The organism is Streptomyces sp. NPDC055815, assembly GCF_053616475.1.
Genome location: NZ_JBSHDU010000075.1, coordinates 22972 through 39167, shown reverse-complemented (window position 1 = coordinate 39167; position 16196 = coordinate 22972). Strand labels below are relative to the sequence as shown.

Genomic DNA, 16196 nt, shown 5'->3' with positions numbered 1-16196 from the left:
GCGCGGGGGCGGCGGCCGGGGCGGCGGCCCGGGCCGGTCCGGCGGCCGAGACCCGGGCGGGCGCGGGTGCGACGAAGGGGGCCGGGGCCTGGGCGGGTACGCGGACGGGGCCGGGCACGGCGGCCGCGGTCGGCTCGTCGGCCGGCGCGGGCGGCGTGGAGCCGGTGGCGACCGGGGCGGGCACGGCACCGGGCGTGGGCGTGGGCACATCGGTCGGCGCGGGCGCGGGCGCGGGGTCGAGCGCGGGCGCATCGGTCGGGGCGGGCGCGGGCGCGGGGTCGGGCGTGGCCGCCGCGGTCGGGTCGGCGGGTCGTGGTCGCGTCGGCTCGGGCGCCGGATCCGTGGCCGGGACCGGCTCGGTGGCGGGGGGCTTCGGGGGCGTGGAGATGGGTCCGGCCTGGGCCGGGAGGGGGGCCGGCGGCGGGGGCTCCACCGCCCGGCGGACGGCCTCGATCGAGGAGGCGCCCGCGCGGACCCGGTCGGCGGGCCGGCCCGGGAGCGCGGTCGAGTCGCCGGTGCCGTGCTCGGTCGGTCCGGCCGGGGACCCGACGGAGGGCGCGGGTTCGCCGTCCTCGGAATCCGGCTCCCCCGCCCCGAGCTCACGCAGCTGCGCCTCGATGCGTTCCAGGTGGCGGCGGAGGTCGGAGGCCTCGTCCTCGTCGTCGGCCAGTTCGAGGAGTTCGGCGTACCGGCCGGCCTTGCGCCACAGGGCGTCGACCTGTTCGGCGCGCGCCTCCCGCAGCCGCGTCAACCCGGTCTCGGCGTCGGCGTATCCGCGGTCCGGTCCCCAGGTGAGTCCCTCGGCGGCGAGTGCGGAGGCGAGCCGCTCGCGTTCCTCGGTCCAGGTGGTGAGCGCCTCGGCGGGGGTGTCCGTGGGGAGCTGCCCGGTCTCGACGGCGTCCGCCGCCGCGCGCAGGCCGGCGGCCAACTGCTCACCGGACTGCCGGAGCCGTACGAGCGAGGCGGGAAGGGTCAGGTGGGCGGGCGCAGGAGCGGGCAAGGGAGCGGCATCCTCACACTCGTAGGGCGTCGTCGGGGCATCGAGCGGGGCGTCGAAGGCTGGGCCTATCGCGTACGCGTCGGACGGCGGACTGCTGTCGGCCGCCCTCTGTAATGCGGCCTCGTGCTCCCGTGCCAGCGGCGCCACCGGCAGCCGGCTGGTGCCGGGCAGGAGCATGCCGTAAAGGGCGCACCGCGCGAGGGGCGGGTCGAGCACCCGGAGCATGGCGAGGAGTTCGTCGAGGGTGGGGTCCGCGAGCGCGCGCTCGGAGAAGCCGTACTCCGTGCGGAGCACCTTCACGGCCCAGACGAGCCCGCAGGCGGCGATGCTCGTCAGTTGTCCCTGCTGCGCCTTGGCGAGCCGCACGCGCGCGGTGTGCAGTTCCCGGCGACTGGGGGGTGTCCGGCACGCCGGACGGTCGGCTGTGTGGGCGTGTCTGTCGCCGCGTAAGCACTGATGCCAGGTCAGCAGGGATCTGAGTGCGTCCTCGTCAAGGGACGACAGCCAGGACCTCACTCCGTTCACCCACCCGTGCATGGCGTCGATCATCTCATCGGATCCATGGCCGGGCTATGCCAATGCCTTATTCCGATTCCTCAATGACCGGCGCACGGAGACCTGTTGGGGCGGTTGGCGCCGGGGGTGCGCCGCAATGCGCCGACTCGGCGGCCCGTCCCGTGATTGACTTCCGGGGCAGTTTCAGACCGCTGTCTTCCGATCGCCGAGAGCGAGGCCGCTCGTGGTCCATCAGATCGACCCTTCGTTCGTCGCGCTGCCCCTGCGGGCGCTCGCCGACGCGGCGCTCGCCCGAGCGCGCGCGCTCGGTGCCGAGCACGCGGACTTCCGCCTGGAGCGGGTGCGCAGCGCCTCGTGGCGGCTGCGCGACGCCAAACCGTCCGGTTCCTCGGACACCACGGACCTCGGTTACGCGGTGCGGGTGGTGCACGGCGGGGCCTGGGGCTTCGCGTCCGGCGTCGACCTGACGATGGACGGGGCCGCGCGGGTCGCCTCGCAGGCGGTCGCCATGGCCAAGCTGTCGGCGAAGGTGATCGCGGCGGCCGGCTCGGACGAGCGCGTGGAGCTGGCCGAGGAGCCGGTGCACTCCGAGCGCACCTGGGTCTCCTCGTACGAGATCGACCCCTTCTCCGTCCCCGCCGAGGAGAAGGGCGCGCTGCTCGCCGACTGGAGCGCGCGGCTGCTCGGGGCGGAGGGCGTGGCGCACGTGGACGCCTCGCTGCTCACCGTCCACGAGAACAAGTTCTACGCGGACACGGCCGGCACCGTGACCACCCAGCAGCGCGTCCGGCTGCACCCGCAGCTCACGGCGGTCGCCGTGGACGACACGACCGGCGAGTTCGACTCGATGCGGACGATCGCGCCGCCGGTCGGGCGGGGCTGGGAGTACCTGACGGGGACCGGCTGGGACTGGGACAAGGAGCTCGACGAGATCCCGGCGCTGCTCGCCGAGAAGATGCGGGCGCCGAGCGTGGAGGCCGGCCGGTACGACCTGGTCGTGGACCCGTCGAACCTGTGGCTGACGATCCACGAGTCCATCGGGCACGCCACCGAGCTGGACCGGGCGCTCGGCTACGAGGCGGCGTACGCGGGCACCTCGTTCGCCACCTTCGACCAGCTGGGCAAGCTGGCGTACGGCTCCTCGATCATGAACGTGACGGGCGACCGTACCGCCGAGCACGGGCTCGCCACGGTCGGCTTCGACGACGAGGGCGTCGAGGCGCAGTCCTGGGACCTGGTGAAGGACGGCACGCTCGTCGGCTACCAGCTGGACCGGCGGATCGCGAAGCTCACAGGCCTCGGCCGGTCGAACGGCTGCGCCTTCGCCGACTCCCCCGCGCACGTGCCGGTGCAGCGGATGGCGAACGTCTCGCTCCAGCCGGACCCGGGCGGTCTGTCGACGGAGGACCTGATCGGGGGCGTGGAGCGCGGCATCTACGTGGTCGGCGACCGGTCCTGGTCGATCGACATGCAGCGCTACAACTTCCAGTTCACCGGCCAGCGCTTCTTCCGCATCGAGAACGGGCGCCTTGCCGGGCAGCTGCGGGACGTGGCGTACCAGGCGACGACCACCGACTTCTGGGGCTCGATGGAGCAGGTCGGCGGCCCGCAGACGTACGTGCTCGGTGGCGCCTTCAACTGCGGCAAGGCCCAGCCGGGCCAGGTCGCCGCCGTCTCGCACGGCTGCCCGTCCGCCCTCTTCCGGGGCGTCAACATCCTGAACACGACGCAGGAGGCCGGTCGATGAGCCGCGTCAGCAAGCCGTACGAGATCGTCGAGCGGGCCCTGGAGCTGTCCCGCGCCGACGGGTGTGTCGTCATCGCCGACGAGGAGTCCTCGGCCAATCTGCGCTGGGCGGGGAACGCGCTCACCACGAACGGTGTGACCCGGGGCCGGACGCTCACCGTCATCGCGACCGTCGACGGCGCCCAGGGCACCGCCTCCGGTGTCGTCTCGCGGTCCGCCGTGACCGTCGACGACCTGGAGCCCCTGGTCCGGGCCGCCGAGGCCGCCGCCCGCGCCGCCGGGCCCGCCGAGGACGCCCAGCCGCTCGTGGAGGGCGTGCCCGCCTCGCCCGACTTCACGGACGCCCCGGCGGAGACCTCCTCCGCGGTCTTCACCGACTTCGCCCCGGCGCTCGGCGAGGCCTTCGCACGCGCGCGTGCGGGCGGCCGGGAGCTGTACGGCTTCGCCAACCACGAGCTGACCTCCACCTACCTGGGCACCTCCACGGGGCTGCGGCTGCGCCACGACCAGCCGAACGGGACCCTGGAGCTCAACGCCAAGTCCCCGGACCGCTCGCGCTCCGCCTGGGCCGGTCGCGCGACCCGGGACTTCAAGGACGTCGACCCGGCCGCGCTCGACGCCGAGCTCGCGACCCGCCTCGGCTGGGCGGAGCGGAGGATCGAGCTGCCCGCCGGCCGGTACGAGACGCTGCTGCCGCCGACCGCGGTGGCCGACCTGCTGATCTACCAGCTGTGGTCCTCGACGGCCCGGGACGCGGTGGAGGGCCGGACGGTCTTCTCCAAGCCCGGCGGCGGCACCCGGCTCGGCGAGACGCTCTCCCCGCTGCCGCTCACGCTGCGCAGCGACCCGAACGAGCCGGGCCTCGAGTCCTCGCCGTTCGTCATCGCGCACTCCTCCGGCGACGACTCCTCCGTCTTCGACAACGGTCTGCCGGTCGCTCCGGTCGACTGGGTGAAGGCCGGCGCCCTGGCCCACCTGATCACCACCCGGCACACGGCGGCGCTTACTCGGTTGCCCGTGGCGCCGGGAGCCGGGAACCTGATCCTGGACGGCGGCGGCGAGCGCTCCCTGGAGGAGATGGTGGCCTCGACGGAGCGTGGCCTGCTGCTGACCTGCCTCTGGTACATCCGCGAGGTCGACCCGGCGACGCTGCTGCTGACCGGGCTGACCCGGGACGGCGTCTACCTCGTCGAGAACGGCGAGGTGGTCGGCGAGGTGAACAACTTCCGGTTCAACGAGTCGCCGGTGGACCTGCTGTCGCGGGCCTCGGAGGCGGGCCGGACGGAGAAGACGCTGCCGCGCGAGTGGAGCGACTGGTTCACCCGGGCCGCGATGCCCGCCCTGCGGGTGCCGGACTTCAACATGAGCTCGGTCAGCAAGGGGGTCTGACCCACCTAGACTGAGTACCTGATCACCACCGACAACTTCTGAGGAGACGGACGACGTGACGGACATCGTCGACGAGCTGAAGTGGCGTGGGCTCTTCGCCCAGTCCACCGATGAGGACGCCCTGCGCAAGGCTCTCGCGGACGGTCCCGTCACGTTCTATTGCGGTTTCGACCCGACCGCGGCCAGTCTCCACGTCGGCCACCTGGTCCAGGTCCTCACCGTCCGCCGGCTCCAGCAGGCCGGGCACCGGCCGCTGGCGCTGGTCGGCGGGGCCACCGGGCAGATCGGTGACCCGCGGCCGACGGCCGAGCGCACCCTGAACGACCCCGAGACGGTCGCGAACTGGGTGAACCGGCTGCGGGCGCAGATCGAGCCCTTCCTCTCCTTCGAGGGGGAGAACGCGGCGGTCATGGTGAACAACCTGGACTGGACCGCCGGCCTGTCGGCGATCGAGTTCCTGCGGGACATCGGCAAGCACTTCCGGGTCAACAAGATGCTGACCAAGGACTCCGTCGCCCGGCGCCTGGAGTCCGAGCAGGGCATCAGCTACACCGAGTTCAGTTACCAGCTGCTCCAGGGCATGGACTTCCTGGAGCTGTACCGCCGCTACGGCTGCACGCTCCAGCAGGGCGGCTCGGACCAGTGGGGCAACCTGGTGGCCGGCCTCGACCTGATCCACCGCCTGGAGCCGGGCGCCGAGGCGCACGCGCTCGCGACCCCGCTGATGGTCAAGGCGGACGGCACCAAGTTCGGCAAGACCGAGGGCGGCGCCGTCTGGCTGGACCCGGAGATGACCACCCCGTACGCGTTCTACCAGTTCTGGCTGAACGTGGACGACCGGGACATCTCGACGTACATGCGGATCCTGTCCTTCAAGTCCCGCGAGGAGCTGGAGGAGCTGGAGGCGCAGACCGCCGAGCGGCCGCAGGCGCGCGCCGCCCAGCGGGCGCTCGCCGAGGAGCTCACCGCCCTGGTGCACGGCGCCGAGCAGTGCGCGGCCGTCATCAACGCCTCCAAGGCGCTGTTCGGTCAGGGCGACCTGGCCGAGCTGGACGAGCCGACGCTCGCCGCCGCGCTGTCCGAGCTGCCGCACGCGCGCGTGTCCGAGCTCGGCCAGGTCGTGGACCTGTTCGCCGAGGTCGGTCTGGTGGCGAGCAAGTCGGCGGCGCGCCGCACGGTGAAGGAGGGCGGGGCCTACGTGAACAACGTGAAGGTGACCGCCGAGGACGCCGTGGTGTCGGCGGAGGAGCTGCTGCACGGCCGCTGGCTGGTGCTGCGGCGCGGCAAGAAGAACCTGGCGGCGATCGAGTTCGCCGGCTAGCGGGACCACGGGAAGAGGCCCGGTACGTGCGCTGTGCACCGTACCGGGCCTCTTCTCGTGTCTCAGGCGCGCTGTTTGCCGCCTCTGATCGAGGCCCACAGCATGTCGCCCACTCCGACGACGGCGACGGCGCCGAGCAGCTGGAGCAGGTGCCGGGTCCAGTCGATGCCCCGGGTGTCCTCGACTCCGATCCAGCCCGCGACCGCGTTGCCGAGCACGCTGCCGAGAATGCCGAACACGGTCGTCAGCCACAGCGGGATCTGCTGCTTCCCCGGCAGGATCGCCTTCGCGATCAGACCGAGGACGAATCCCACGATGATCGCCCACAACCAACTCATCGTCGCCTCCTTGTGCGCATGTGGGCCCAGTCTCGGCCCATACGCCATACGGCGCATGTCGGACAGTGCCGTACGCGCCCCGGTCTCGTCGGCCGGGCGGGGCGGGCGTACGGTGGGAAGAGGTCCGGACCGGGGAGGGTCCGGCGCAGCTCGTGGGTGGTGAACGGCGATGTCGAAGCATGGCGGGACCGAGGTCTTCCGCATCACGGGGGCCCGGCAGGGGCTCGCCGACGATGTCCGGGGAAGGCAGCGGCGCTATGTCATCTCGATGACGGTGCGCACACTCTCCGTGATCGCCGCGACGGTGCTGTGGAACGTGGAGCGGCACGTGGCCTTCGTGGCGCTGGCCCTGGGCCTGCTGCTCCCCTACATCGCCGTGGTCATCGCCAACGCGGGACGCGAGAGGGCTCCGTCCCTTCCCTCCACCTTCGTCCCCACTCCGGAGCGACCCGCACTCGAGGCTCCGAACCTCAAGAAAACCTCAGATCAATCATGACGATCCGGTGCACCGCACCCCATGTGCCGTGACATACTGCCTACGCGCTCCGCATCCCCCGTCGGAGCGACGGACCGATGCCGGGCAGCTCCCCCCGTGGCTGCCCGGCATCGCTGTTGCTGGACAATGATCGGGTGACTGACGACAAGCCGATCTGTTCCGCGAAGGGCTGCCGAGCCGACGCCGTGTGGGTGCTCGCCTGGAACAATCCCAAGCTGCACACGCCGGAGCGCCGCAAGACCTGGCTCGCGTGCGAGGAGCACCGCGAGCACCTCTCCCAGTTCCTGGGCGTACGGGGCTTCCTGAAGGACGTCGTCCCCTTCGCGGACTGGGACTCAGCCGCCGATAGCTGACATCGGGCGCTCGGGCTGGAGGAAGCTCGGGTCGTCGAGGCCCGAGCCCGCCTTCTTGCCCCACATGGCCTTCTTCCAGAGCTCCGCGACCGTCTCGTCCGACGCGGGCGACGGGTCTTCGGCGCGCAGCGCCGCCCGCAGGTCCGTCTCCTCGGTGGCGAAGAGACAGGTCCGCACCTGTCCGTCGGCGGTGAGCCGGGTGCGGTCGCAGGCCCGGCAGAACGGGCGGGTGACGGAGGCGATGACGCCGACCGTGTGCGATCCGCCGTCGACGACCCAGCGCTCGGCGGGGGCCGAGCCCCGCTCCTCGGAGCCTTCGGGCGTCAGCGTGAAGCGGGTGCGCAGGGACTCCAGGATGTCCCCGGCGGTGATCATGCCGTCGCGCTTCCAGCCGTGCTGGGCGTCCAGGGGCATCTGCTCGATGAAGCGGAGCTCGTACCCCTCCTCGATCGCCCAGGCGAGGAGGTCGGGGGCCTCGTCGGCGTTGAGCCCGGGCATCAGGACGGCGTTGACCTTGACCGGGGTGAGGCCGGCCTCGCGGGCGGCGGCCATGCCGTCGAGGACGTCCTGGTGGCGGTCGCGCCGGGTGAGGGTCTTGAAGACCTCGGGGCGCAGGGTGTCGAGGGAGACGTTGACCCGGTCGAGGCCGGCGGCCTTGAGGGCGGCGGCGGTGCGCTTGAGCCCGATGCCGTTGGTGGTGAGGGACATCCGGGGGCGGGGCTCCAGGGCGGCGCAGCGCTCGACGATCCCGACGAGGCCGGGGCGGAGCAGCGGCTCACCGCCGGTGAAGCGGACCTCGGTGACGCCGAGGTCGGTGACCGCGATGCGGATCAGCCGGACGATCTCGTCGTCGGTGAGGAGGTCCGGCTTGGCGAGCCACTGGAGGCCCTCCTCGGGCATGCAGTACGTGCAGCGCAGATTGCACCGGTCCGTGAGCGAGACGCGCAGGTCAGTGGCCACACGGCCGTAGGTGTCGATGAGCACTGTGGGCCCCCTCCCCGATGTCCGGATGCGTGTGTTCCGAGCCTACGTGAGCGCACGGACAACCAGCAGGGCAGATTGTCACGAGGACCGACGCGGCCGCGTCGTAGAACTCTACGACGCGGCCGTCCGGCGGTGGCACACCGTATGCGGTTCGCTGCGCTCCGGTCAGTGCGCTCCGACTCCGGTGAGGGACTTGACCTCCAGCTCCGCGTACTTGCCCTTGTCCGGCTCCTCCGTGGAGAGGATCGAGCCGAGCCAGCCGAGCAGGAAGCCGAGCGGGATGGAGACGAGGCCGGGGTTCTCCAGCGGGAACCAGTAGAAGTCCACCGTCTTGAACATCGACGTGGGCTTGCCGGAGACGACCGGGGAGAAGAGCACGAGGACGACGGCGGAGATCAGCCCGCCGTAGATCGACCACAGCGCGCCCTGGGTGGTGAACCGCTTCCAGAAGAGCGAGTAGAGGATCGTCGGCAGGTTGGCCGAGGCGGCGACCGCGAAGGCGAGGGCGACGAGGCCGGCGACGTTGAGGTCGCGGGCGAGGGCGCCGAGCGCGATGGAGACGATGCCGATGAGGACGGTCGCCCAGCGGGCGGCCTTCACCTCCTCCTTCTCGGTGGCCTGACCGCGCCGGATGACGTTGGCGTAGATGTCGTGCGCGAAGGACGAGGAGGAGGCCAGGGTCAGGCCGGCGACGACGGCGAGGATGGTCGCGAAGGCGACGGCGGAGATGACGGCGAGGAGGATCGCACCGCCGGTGGAGTCGGCTCCGCCGCCGATCTCCAGGGCCGCGAGCGGGGCGGCCGTGTTGCCGGCCTTGTTGGAGGCGACGATGTCGCTGTTCTTGAGGAGGGCGGCGGCGCCGAAGCCGAGGACGATCGTCATCAGGTAGAAGGCGCCGATGATGCCGATGGCCCAGTTGACGGACTTACGGGCGGCCTTGGCGGTCGGCACCGTGTAGAAGCGGATGAGGATGTGGGGCAGGCCGGCCGTGCCGAGGACGAGCGCGATGCCGAGGGAGAGGAAGTCCAGCTTGGAGGTGGCGGTGGCGCCGTACTTGAGGCCGGGCTCCAGGAAGGCGTCGCCCTTGCCGCTGTTGGTGGCGGCCGCGCCGAGCAGCTCCGAGATGTTGAAGTGGAACTTCAGCAGGATGAGGAAGGTGATCAGGAGCGTGCCGGCGATGAGCAGGACCGCCTTGACCATCTGCACCCAGGTGGTGCCCTTCATGCCGCCGATGGTCACGTACACGATCATCAGGAGACCGACCAGGGCGACGATCGCGATCTTGCCGCCGTCGCTGGTGATGCCGAGCAGCAGCGAGACGAGGACGCCCGCGCCGGCCATCTGGGCGAGCAGGTAGAAGATCGAGACGACGATCGTCGAGGTGCCGGCGGCGGTGCGGACGGGCCGCTGGCGCATCCGGTAGGCGAGGACGTCGCCCATGGTGAACCGGCCGGAGTTGCGCAGCGGCTCGGCGACCAGGAGCAGCGCGACGAGCCAGGCGACGAGGAAGCCGATCGAGTACAGGAAGCCGTCGTAGCCGAAGAGGGCGATGGCTCCGGCGATGCCGAGGAAGGACGCGGCGGACATGTAGTCGCCGGAGATCGCGAGGCCGTTCTGGAAGCCGGTGAACTGGCGTCCGCCGGCGTAGAAGTCGGCGGCGCTGCGGGTCTGGCGGCCGGCCCAGACGGTGATGACGAGGGTGGCGACGACGAAGGCGCCGAACAGGGCGATGATCAGGGGCCGGTGCTCGGCGGTGGCGTTGCCGGCCGCGAGCAGGACGGGGGTGCTCATGCGTCGCCCTCCATACGGGTTCTGATGGCCTCGGCCTTGGGGTCGAGCCGGTTCGCCGCGTGCCGCGAGTAGAGCCAGGCGATGAGGAAGGTGGTGGCGAACTGGCCGAGGCCGAGGACGAGGGCCACGTTGATGTTGCCGAAGACCTTGGTGCCCATGAAGCCGCCCGCGTAGTTGGACAGCAGCACGTACAGCAGGTACCAGGCGATGAAGGCCAGGGTGAGGGGGAAGGCGAACGAACGGTACGTACGGCGCAATTCGCCGAACTCCGCGCCTTCCTGCACCTCGACGAACTGTTCCGTCGTGGGCGACGCGGGACCGTACGCGGTCTCCGTGTCCTTTCTCGGCGGCGGCGGTGCTTCGGTAGCCACGGATTCTCCTCGTGACGCGGGGACGGGCGGCATGGTCAAGGGGGCCTCACCAGGGGTGCGGGAAGCGGGGCTCCGAGCGGAGCCCCTCCCCTGACCAACGGCACGGAGCGGGAAGCGAAGCGGTTCATCCGGGGGATTTCCTTGAACAGATCTTCATGAAGTCTTCTCAACTCATTGAAGCTTCGGGAAGATCAGCGATAGCTTCACTCGTCATGCACCTGTCGGCGCGTAAACCCGCGCGCGGACAGTACATACGGATGATGTGGAGAACCCATGGCTCATCTGGGATCGAGGCGCGGCCGAGCTCTTGCTCTGCCGGTCGGTCTCGCGCTCACGGCCTCGCTCGGCTTCCTTGCCCCCGGCGCCGCCTCCGCCGCGGAACTGAGCGACGCCCCGGCCACCGTGGCCGCCTTCAGCGGCCCGAAGCTCTCGTACGTCGTCAACGTCGAGGGTGGCCGCTGGACCGCCTCCTCGGTGAAGAAGGCGATCGCCGCCGCGGGCGGCGAGGTGGTCATCTCGTACGACCAGATAGGCGTGATAGTCGTCCACTCGCAGAACCCCGAGTTCGCGAAGACGATCCGTCAGGCGCGTGGTGTGGTGTCGGCCGGTGCGACCCGTACCGCCCCGCTCACCGTGCAGTCCGACGACTCCGTCGACGAGGGCGCGCAGACGCTGTCCGCCGCCGAGGCGAAGGCGGCCGCGGCCGCCGCCACGGACGGCCAGGACCCGCTGGAGCCCCTGCAGTGGGACCTCCCGGCGATCAAGGCCGACAAGGCCCACCAGAAGACCCTCGGCAGCAGCCGGGTCACCGTCGGCATCATCGACACGGGTGTCGACGACACCCACCCGGACCTGGCGCCGAACTTCGACGCCGCCAAGTCCGCCAACTGCGTGTCCGGCAAGGCGGACACCACCGCCGGCTCGTGGCGTCCGATGAAGGGCGAGAGCGACCACGGCACGCACGTCGCGGGCACCATCGGCGCCGCCAAGAACGGCGTCGGCGTCACGGGTGTCGCGCCGGGCGTGAAGCTCGCCGGCATCAAGGTGTCCACCCCGGACGGCTTCTTCTACACCGAGGCCGTGGTCTGTGGCTTCGTGTGGGCGGCCGAGCACGGCGTCGACATCACGAACAACAGCTACTACACCGACCCGTGGATGTTCGCCTGCAAGAACGACGAGGACCAGAAGGCCCTCATCGAGGCGGTCACCCGCGCGACCCGGTACGCGGAGAAGAAGGGCACGGTCAACGTCGCCGCGGCCGGCAACTCCAAGTTCGACCTGGCGGCCGAGTCGATCCTCGACACCAGCAGCCCGAACGACACCACGCCGGGCAACCGGGTCATCAACCCGAAGGAGTGCTTCGACTACCCGGCCATGCTGCCGGGCGTCGTGACGGTCTCCTCGACCGGCGCCAAGGGCCTGAAGGCGTCCTACTCCAACTACGGCATGGGCGTCATCGACATCGCCGCCCCCGGCGGTGACCGCACCGAGTACCAGACGCCGGACGCCCCGGCGGTCAACGGCCGCATCCTGTCGACCACGGTCGACGGCGGCTACAACTACAAGGCCGGTACGTCGATGGCCTCGCCGCACGCCGCCGGTGTGCTGGCGCTGCTGAAGTCGACGCACCCGTACGCGAGCCCGGCGGCGCTGAAGGCGCTGCTGTACGCGCAGGCCGACGAGCACGCGTGCACCAACCCGTACGACATCAACTCCGACGGTGTCGTCGACGCCGTCTGCCAGGACGGCGCGGACAAGAGGAACGGCTTCTACGGAGCCGGCATCGTGGACGCGCTGGCCGCCGTGAAGTAAGCGGTACGGCACGGTCGGAGGGCCCTGGTGTGGTGTGCCACACCGGGGCCCTTTGCGTGGCACTGAGTGCCACACTGCGGTCATGGACAACACAGTGCGTACGGGTACGGAGTTGTTGTGGTCGGCCCTCGGCGGCGATCCCGCCCTCGTCGACCGCGTGGAGTACGGCGGGGTCTCGGGGCTGCTCCCCGCGCGGCTGCCGGTGCTGGACCTGGCGCGGGGCGCGGTCGCCGCCTGCTCGCTCGCCGCGGTGGAGCACGCGGGGCTTCCGGGGCCGGTGCGGGTGGACGACGGGGCGGTCGCGACCGCCTTCGTGAGCGAGCGTCATCTACGGGTCGACGGGCGGGCGCCGGTGAACTTCGCGCCCCTCTCGCGGTTCTGGCGGGCGGCCGACGGCTGGGTCCGTACGCACGCCAACTATCCGCACCACAGGGCGGCGTTGCTCGCGGCGCTGCACGCCTCCGACTCCGTGGAGGCCGTCGCGGCGGCGATCGGGGAGCGGAAGGCCGTCGAGGTCGAGACGGCGGTGTACGCGGCCGGGGGCCTGGCCGTCGCCCTGCGGACGCCCGAGGAGTGGGCGGCGGGCGAGCAGGGCCGGGAGGTGGCGGCGCGGCCGCTGCTGAGCCGGGAGCGGCTGGACGAGGCGGCGCCCCGGGCCGTGGCCGGGCGGCCGCTGCGGGTCCTCGATCTGACCCGGGTGATCGCCGGGCCGGTCGCGACCCGGACGCTCGCGCTGCTCGGCGCGGACGTGCTGCGGATCGACCCGCCGGGGAACCCGGAACTGCCGGACCAGCACGCGGACACGGGCGTCGGCAAGCGGACGGCGGCGCTGGATCTGGACCGCCCGTCGGACCGGCGGACCTTCGACGAACTCCTCGACGCCGCCGACGTGCTGGTGACCGGCTACCGGCCGGGCGCGCTGGACCGGTTCGACCTGGAGCGGCCGGGCCTGGTGACCGCCCGGCTCTCCGCCTGGGGCGACTACGGGCCGTGGGGCGGGCGGCGCGGCTTCGACTCCCTGGTGCAGGTGGCGACGGGCATCGCGGTCACGGAGGGCTCGGCCGCGGAGCCGGGCGCGCTGCCGGCGCAGGCCCTGGACCACGGCACGGGGTATCTGCTCGCGGCGGCGGTCCTGCGGTCGCTGACGGAACAGCGCGCGGAGGGCGGCAGCCGGCTCGTCCGCATGGCGCTTGCGCAGACGGGGCACTGGCTGGCGCACGCGCTGCCGCGGTACGAGCCGGAGCGGTACCTCGCGGAGTCGGAGGGACCGCTGGGGCGGCTGCGGCACGCGCTGTCGCCGGTGTCGTACGAGGGCGGTCCGAGCTCCTGGTCCCGGCCGCCTGGGGTCGCGGGGGCGGACGCGCCGGAGTGGGCGGGGTCCTGAGGGCCGGCCGACGGCGGGCCGGGGCGCCCGCCGTCGGTGCCTCCTTACGGCTTGACCAGGACCTTCAGGGCCGTGCGCTCGTCCATGGCCCGGTAGCCCGACGGGACTCCGTCCAGGCCCACCGTCAGGTCGAAGACCGGGGACGGGTCGACGGCGCCGGAGAGGACGTCCGGGAGGAGTTCCGGGATGTAGGCGCGGACCGGGGCGACGCCGCCGCGGAGGGCGATGTTGCGGTCGAACATGACCGAGAGGTCGAGGCCCGTGCCGCTGCCGTGCGGGACGCCGACGTAGCCGATGGAGCCGCCGTCGCGGGCGATCGCGACCGCCGTGCGCATCGACTGCTCGGTGCCGACGGCCTCGATGACGCCGTGGGCACCCTGGCCGCCGGTGAGCTCGCGGACGGCGGCCTCGGCGGCCTCGCCGCGCTCGGCGACCACGTCGGTGGCGCCGAAGGCGCGGGCGATGTCGGTACGGGCGGTGTGCCGGCCCAGCGCGATGATCCGCTCCGCGCCGAGCCGCTTGGCGGCCAGGACGCCGCAGAGGCCGACCGCGCCGTCGCCGACGACGGCGACCGTGGAGCCCTTGGTGACGCCCGCGCCAAGGGCGGCGTGGTGGCCGGTGCCGAGCACGTCCGAGAGGGCGAGCAGGGCGGTGAGGAGGCGGTCGTCACCGGCCGCTTCGGCCGGGAGCTTGACCAGGGTGCCGTCCGCGTACGGGACGCGGACGGCCTCGCCCTGGCCGCCGTCGGAGCCGACCGAGCCCCAGAAGCCGCCGCGCGGGCAGGAGGTCTGGAGGCCCTCGGCGCAGTACTCGCAGGTGCCGTCGGACCAGACGAAGGGGGCGACGACGAGGTCGCCCGCGGCGAAGCCGGTGACGTCGGAGCCGGCCGCCTCGACGATGCCGAGGAACTCGTGGCCGATGCGCTGGCCGGGCTGCCGGGCGGACTCGCCGCGGTAGGCCCACAGGTCGCTGCCGCAGATGCAGGCGCGCAGGACCCGCAGGACGACGTCCGTGGACTCCTGGATCACCGGGTCGGGCACGTCCTCCACGCGCATGTCGAACGGGGCGTGGATGGTGGTGGCGCGCATGGGGGGTGGTCCTTGCTGTCAGACGGTTGTACGACGTTCACCGTACATCGCGCGGAGCGCTCCCGCCGTCAGCAGGTACTGCGCCGCGATGTAGGTCAGCATGACCCAGAAGTCGGGCGCCGGCAGCTGGGGCCACGCGGCGACGCCGGTGGCGATCAGGGTGTCGGACAGCAGGAACAGCGCGCCGCCGAGGCCGGCCGTGAGCCCGAGGGCGCTGGAGCGGTAGGCCATCGCGGTGAGCAGCAGCGAGTATCCGGCGACGGGGATCCGCAGCTCGGCGGGGAGGTCGGGCCAGAGGAGCGCGACGGTGGTGAGGAGCGCGGCGGCGTACAGGGCGCCGAGCACCGGCGACGTACGCCTGCGGCCGAAGAGGAGCAGGTAGCAGACGTGTCCGGCGGCGAAGGAGCCCATGCCGACGAGGAAGGCCCAGTCGGCGCCGGAGAGCAGGAAGACGTCTCCGCCCCAGCCGAGGAGGAGCGCGGCGGTGAGCGTCCCGGGAGCGCCGCGGGTGACGGCGGACGCGGCGAGCAGGGGCATCAGGAGCGGCTTGGCGATCTGGTGGCCGAGCTCGGCGCCGGCGAGCAGCGAGACCAGGTCGACGGCGGCCGCGAGCCCGAAGGCGGCGAGCAGGACGCGGGAGGAGGTCTTCACGCGGCGGCCTCGGGGGCGGTCGTGGCCCGGGGGGCCTGGGGCGCGGGCTGCCAGCCGGGGCCGCGGAAGACCCGTCCGGCCCGCTCGCGCCAGCCGCGGGCGGCGCGCAGGTCGCGGGCGATGGCGGCGTACTCGTGGGTGGCGACGCGCAGCGGGTTGTAGGTCTCGATGTTCTTGGTGAGCCCGTAGACGGGCCGCTCGGTCTCGCCGACCCAGGAACCGAACATCCGGTCCCAGACGATCAGGATGCCGCCGAAGTTGCGGTCCAGGTAGCCGCCCTGGGAGGCGTGGTGGACGCGGTGGTGCGAGGGCGTGTTGAGGACGTACTCGAAGGGGCGGGGCAGCTTGTCGATGCGCTCGGTGTGGATCCAGAACTGGTAGACGAGGTTGACCGAGTAGCAGAAGGCGAGGGCCGCCGGGTGGACGCCGAGGGCGATCAGCGGCAGGTAGAACGGCCAGCCGGTGACGCCGGTCCACGGCTGGCGCAGCGCGGTCGAGAGGTTGAACTTCCGGCTGCTGTGGTGGACGACGTGGCAGGCCCAGAGGATGCGGATGACGTGGTGTCCGCGGTGCTGCCAGTAGTAGAGGAAGTCCTGCGCGAGCAGCATGAGCGGGATCGTCCACCAGAGGACGGGGACGCGGAGCGGGGTCAGCTCGTAGACGGCGGTGTAGAGCGCGACGACGGGGATCTTCCACAGCGCGTCGAAGCCGAGGCTCCCCAGGCCCATGCCGATGCTGGTGGCGGCGTCCTTGGCCTCGTACCCGGCGGCGTCCTCGTCGGGGTGGAGCCGGTGGCTGACCATCTCCAGGACGGTGAGCAGGACGAACGCCGGTATGGACCAGAGCACGACATCGGGCAGGTTGGGCGGCATGCCGATGACGGTAGAGGCGGCGGGCGGGCGCGACTAGACGTGATTACTTACAAGTAAGTGAGACAGCTTGTCAGCAAGCTTTGG

Annotated in this window: 14 protein-coding genes and 1 pseudogene; 7 read left to right on the top strand and 8 right to left on the bottom strand. The window is 72.0% G+C overall.

Annotated elements, in window-relative coordinates; translation table 11 throughout:
- Nucleotides 1-1366 (bottom strand): annotated as a pseudogene (locus ACWGN5_RS33535) (hypothetical protein); the annotation flags it as partial.
- Nucleotides 1367-1739: 373 nt separating this feature from the next.
- On the opposite strand from ACWGN5_RS33535, the gene ACWGN5_RS33530 reads away from it, so the two are divergent.
- The 3 genes from ACWGN5_RS33530 to tyrS are packed head-to-tail and all read left to right on the top strand — an operon-like array spanning nucleotide 1740 to nucleotide 5972.
- A complete protein-coding gene (locus ACWGN5_RS33530) occupies nucleotides 1740-3263 on the top strand; it encodes a TldD/PmbA family protein (protein ID WP_453522196.1) in 1524 nt (507 codons plus the stop codon).
- Nucleotides 3260-4651, top strand: a complete 1392-nt coding sequence (locus tag ACWGN5_RS33525) for a metallopeptidase TldD-related protein (protein WP_453522195.1) — start codon at nucleotides 3260-3262, stop codon at nucleotides 4649-4651. Before ACWGN5_RS33530 ends, ACWGN5_RS33525 begins: the two co-directional genes overlap by 4 nt.
- 55 nt (nucleotides 4652-4706) lie before the next feature.
- Entirely contained in the window at nucleotides 4707-5972 is a 1266-nt protein-coding gene (tyrS, locus tag ACWGN5_RS33520; RefSeq protein ID WP_453522194.1) for a tyrosine--tRNA ligase, read from the top strand.
- 62 nt (nucleotides 5973-6034) lie between these two features.
- Here the strand turns inward: tyrS and ACWGN5_RS33515 are convergent, their stop codons facing one another.
- The gene (locus tag ACWGN5_RS33515) at nucleotides 6035-6310 is read right to left on the bottom strand and encodes a GlsB/YeaQ/YmgE family stress response membrane protein (RefSeq protein ID WP_453522193.1); all 276 of its coding nucleotides are present in this window, start codon (nucleotides 6308-6310) and stop codon (nucleotides 6035-6037) included.
- 169 nt (nucleotides 6311-6479) lie between these two features.
- Between ACWGN5_RS33515 and ACWGN5_RS33510 the strand changes: the two genes are divergently transcribed.
- A complete protein-coding gene (locus ACWGN5_RS33510; RefSeq protein ID WP_453522192.1) occupies nucleotides 6480-6806 on the top strand; it encodes a DUF3099 domain-containing protein in 327 nt (108 codons plus the stop codon).
- A gap of 134 nt (nucleotides 6807-6940) precedes the next feature.
- Entirely contained in the window at nucleotides 6941-7159 is a 219-nt protein-coding gene (locus tag ACWGN5_RS33505) for a hypothetical protein (protein ID WP_453522191.1), read from the top strand.
- On the opposite strand, the gene moaA is transcribed toward ACWGN5_RS33505, so the two are convergent.
- From moaA to ACWGN5_RS33490, 3 genes are all read right to left on the bottom strand, one after another.
- Complete coding sequence (gene moaA / locus ACWGN5_RS33500) at nucleotides 7142-8143, bottom strand: GTP 3',8-cyclase MoaA (protein WP_453522190.1); 1002 nt, start codon at nucleotides 8141-8143, stop codon at nucleotides 7142-7144. The genes ACWGN5_RS33505 and moaA overlap by 18 nt on opposite strands.
- A gap of 165 nt (nucleotides 8144-8308) precedes the next feature.
- Nucleotides 8309-9934, bottom strand: a complete 1626-nt coding sequence (locus ACWGN5_RS33495) for a solute symporter family protein (RefSeq protein WP_453522189.1) — start codon at nucleotides 9932-9934, stop codon at nucleotides 8309-8311.
- On the bottom strand, nucleotides 9931-10305 hold the full coding sequence (locus tag ACWGN5_RS33490) for a DUF485 domain-containing protein (protein WP_453522188.1): 375 nt from the start codon (nucleotides 10303-10305) through the stop codon (nucleotides 9931-9933). The genes ACWGN5_RS33495 and ACWGN5_RS33490 overlap by 4 nt, the downstream gene beginning before the upstream one ends.
- Before the next feature lie 273 nt (nucleotides 10306-10578).
- Here ACWGN5_RS33490 and ACWGN5_RS33485 point away from each other — a divergent pair, with 273 nt between their 5' ends.
- Together ACWGN5_RS33485 and ACWGN5_RS33480 are read left to right on the top strand one after the other, a co-directional pair.
- Entirely contained in the window at nucleotides 10579-12117 is a 1539-nt protein-coding gene (locus ACWGN5_RS33485; RefSeq protein WP_453522187.1) for a S8 family peptidase, read from the top strand.
- 82 nt (nucleotides 12118-12199) lie between these two features.
- Nucleotides 12200-13501 carry a CoA transferase gene (locus ACWGN5_RS33480; RefSeq protein WP_453522186.1) on the top strand — a complete coding sequence of 434 codons (1302 nt, stop codon included), beginning with the start codon at nucleotides 12200-12202 and terminating at the stop codon, nucleotides 13499-13501.
- A gap of 44 nt (nucleotides 13502-13545) precedes the next feature.
- Here ACWGN5_RS33480 and ACWGN5_RS33475 read toward each other — a convergent pair whose 3' ends face one another.
- From ACWGN5_RS33475 to ACWGN5_RS33465, 3 genes are read right to left on the bottom strand one after another with little or no spacing between them, the layout of a single operon-like run.
- Nucleotides 13546-14589, bottom strand: a complete 1044-nt coding sequence (locus tag ACWGN5_RS33475) for a zinc-dependent alcohol dehydrogenase family protein (RefSeq protein WP_453522185.1) — start codon at nucleotides 14587-14589, stop codon at nucleotides 13546-13548.
- An 18-nt stretch (nucleotides 14590-14607) separates the two neighbouring features.
- Complete coding sequence (locus ACWGN5_RS33470) at nucleotides 14608-15240, bottom strand: lysoplasmalogenase (RefSeq protein ID WP_453522184.1); 633 nt, start codon at nucleotides 15238-15240, stop codon at nucleotides 14608-14610.
- Entirely contained in the window at nucleotides 15237-16112 is an 876-nt protein-coding gene (locus tag ACWGN5_RS33465; RefSeq protein WP_453522183.1) for a sterol desaturase family protein, read from the bottom strand. Before ACWGN5_RS33465 ends, ACWGN5_RS33470 begins: the two co-directional genes overlap by 4 nt.
- Nucleotides 16113-16196 lie beyond the last annotated feature (84 nt).

Excerpts from the sequence above, each read along its gene's own strand:
- ACWGN5_RS33525 (WP_453522195.1), top strand. The coding sequence starts at position 3,260 with ATGAGCCGCGTCAGCAAGCCGTACGAGATCGTCGAGCGGGCCCTGGAG.
- ACWGN5_RS33515 (WP_453522193.1), bottom strand. The coding sequence starts at position 6,310 with ATGAGTTGGTTGTGGGCGATCATCGTGGGATTCGTCCTCGGTCTGATC.
- ACWGN5_RS33510 (WP_453522192.1), top strand. The coding sequence starts at position 6,480 with ATGTCGAAGCATGGCGGGACCGAGGTCTTCCGCATCACGGGGGCCCGG.
- ACWGN5_RS33495 (WP_453522189.1), bottom strand. The coding sequence starts at position 9,934 with ATGAGCACCCCCGTCCTGCTCGCGGCCGGCAACGCCACCGCCGAGCAC.
- ACWGN5_RS33485 (WP_453522187.1), top strand. The coding sequence starts at position 10,579 with ATGGCTCATCTGGGATCGAGGCGCGGCCGAGCTCTTGCTCTGCCGGTC.
- ACWGN5_RS33480 (WP_453522186.1), top strand. The coding sequence starts at position 12,200 with ATGGACAACACAGTGCGTACGGGTACGGAGTTGTTGTGGTCGGCCCTC.
- ACWGN5_RS33475 (WP_453522185.1), bottom strand. The coding sequence starts at position 14,589 with ATGCGCGCCACCACCATCCACGCCCCGTTCGACATGCGCGTGGAGGAC.
- ACWGN5_RS33465 (WP_453522183.1), bottom strand. The coding sequence starts at position 16,112 with ATGCCGCCCAACCTGCCCGATGTCGTGCTCTGGTCCATACCGGCGTTC.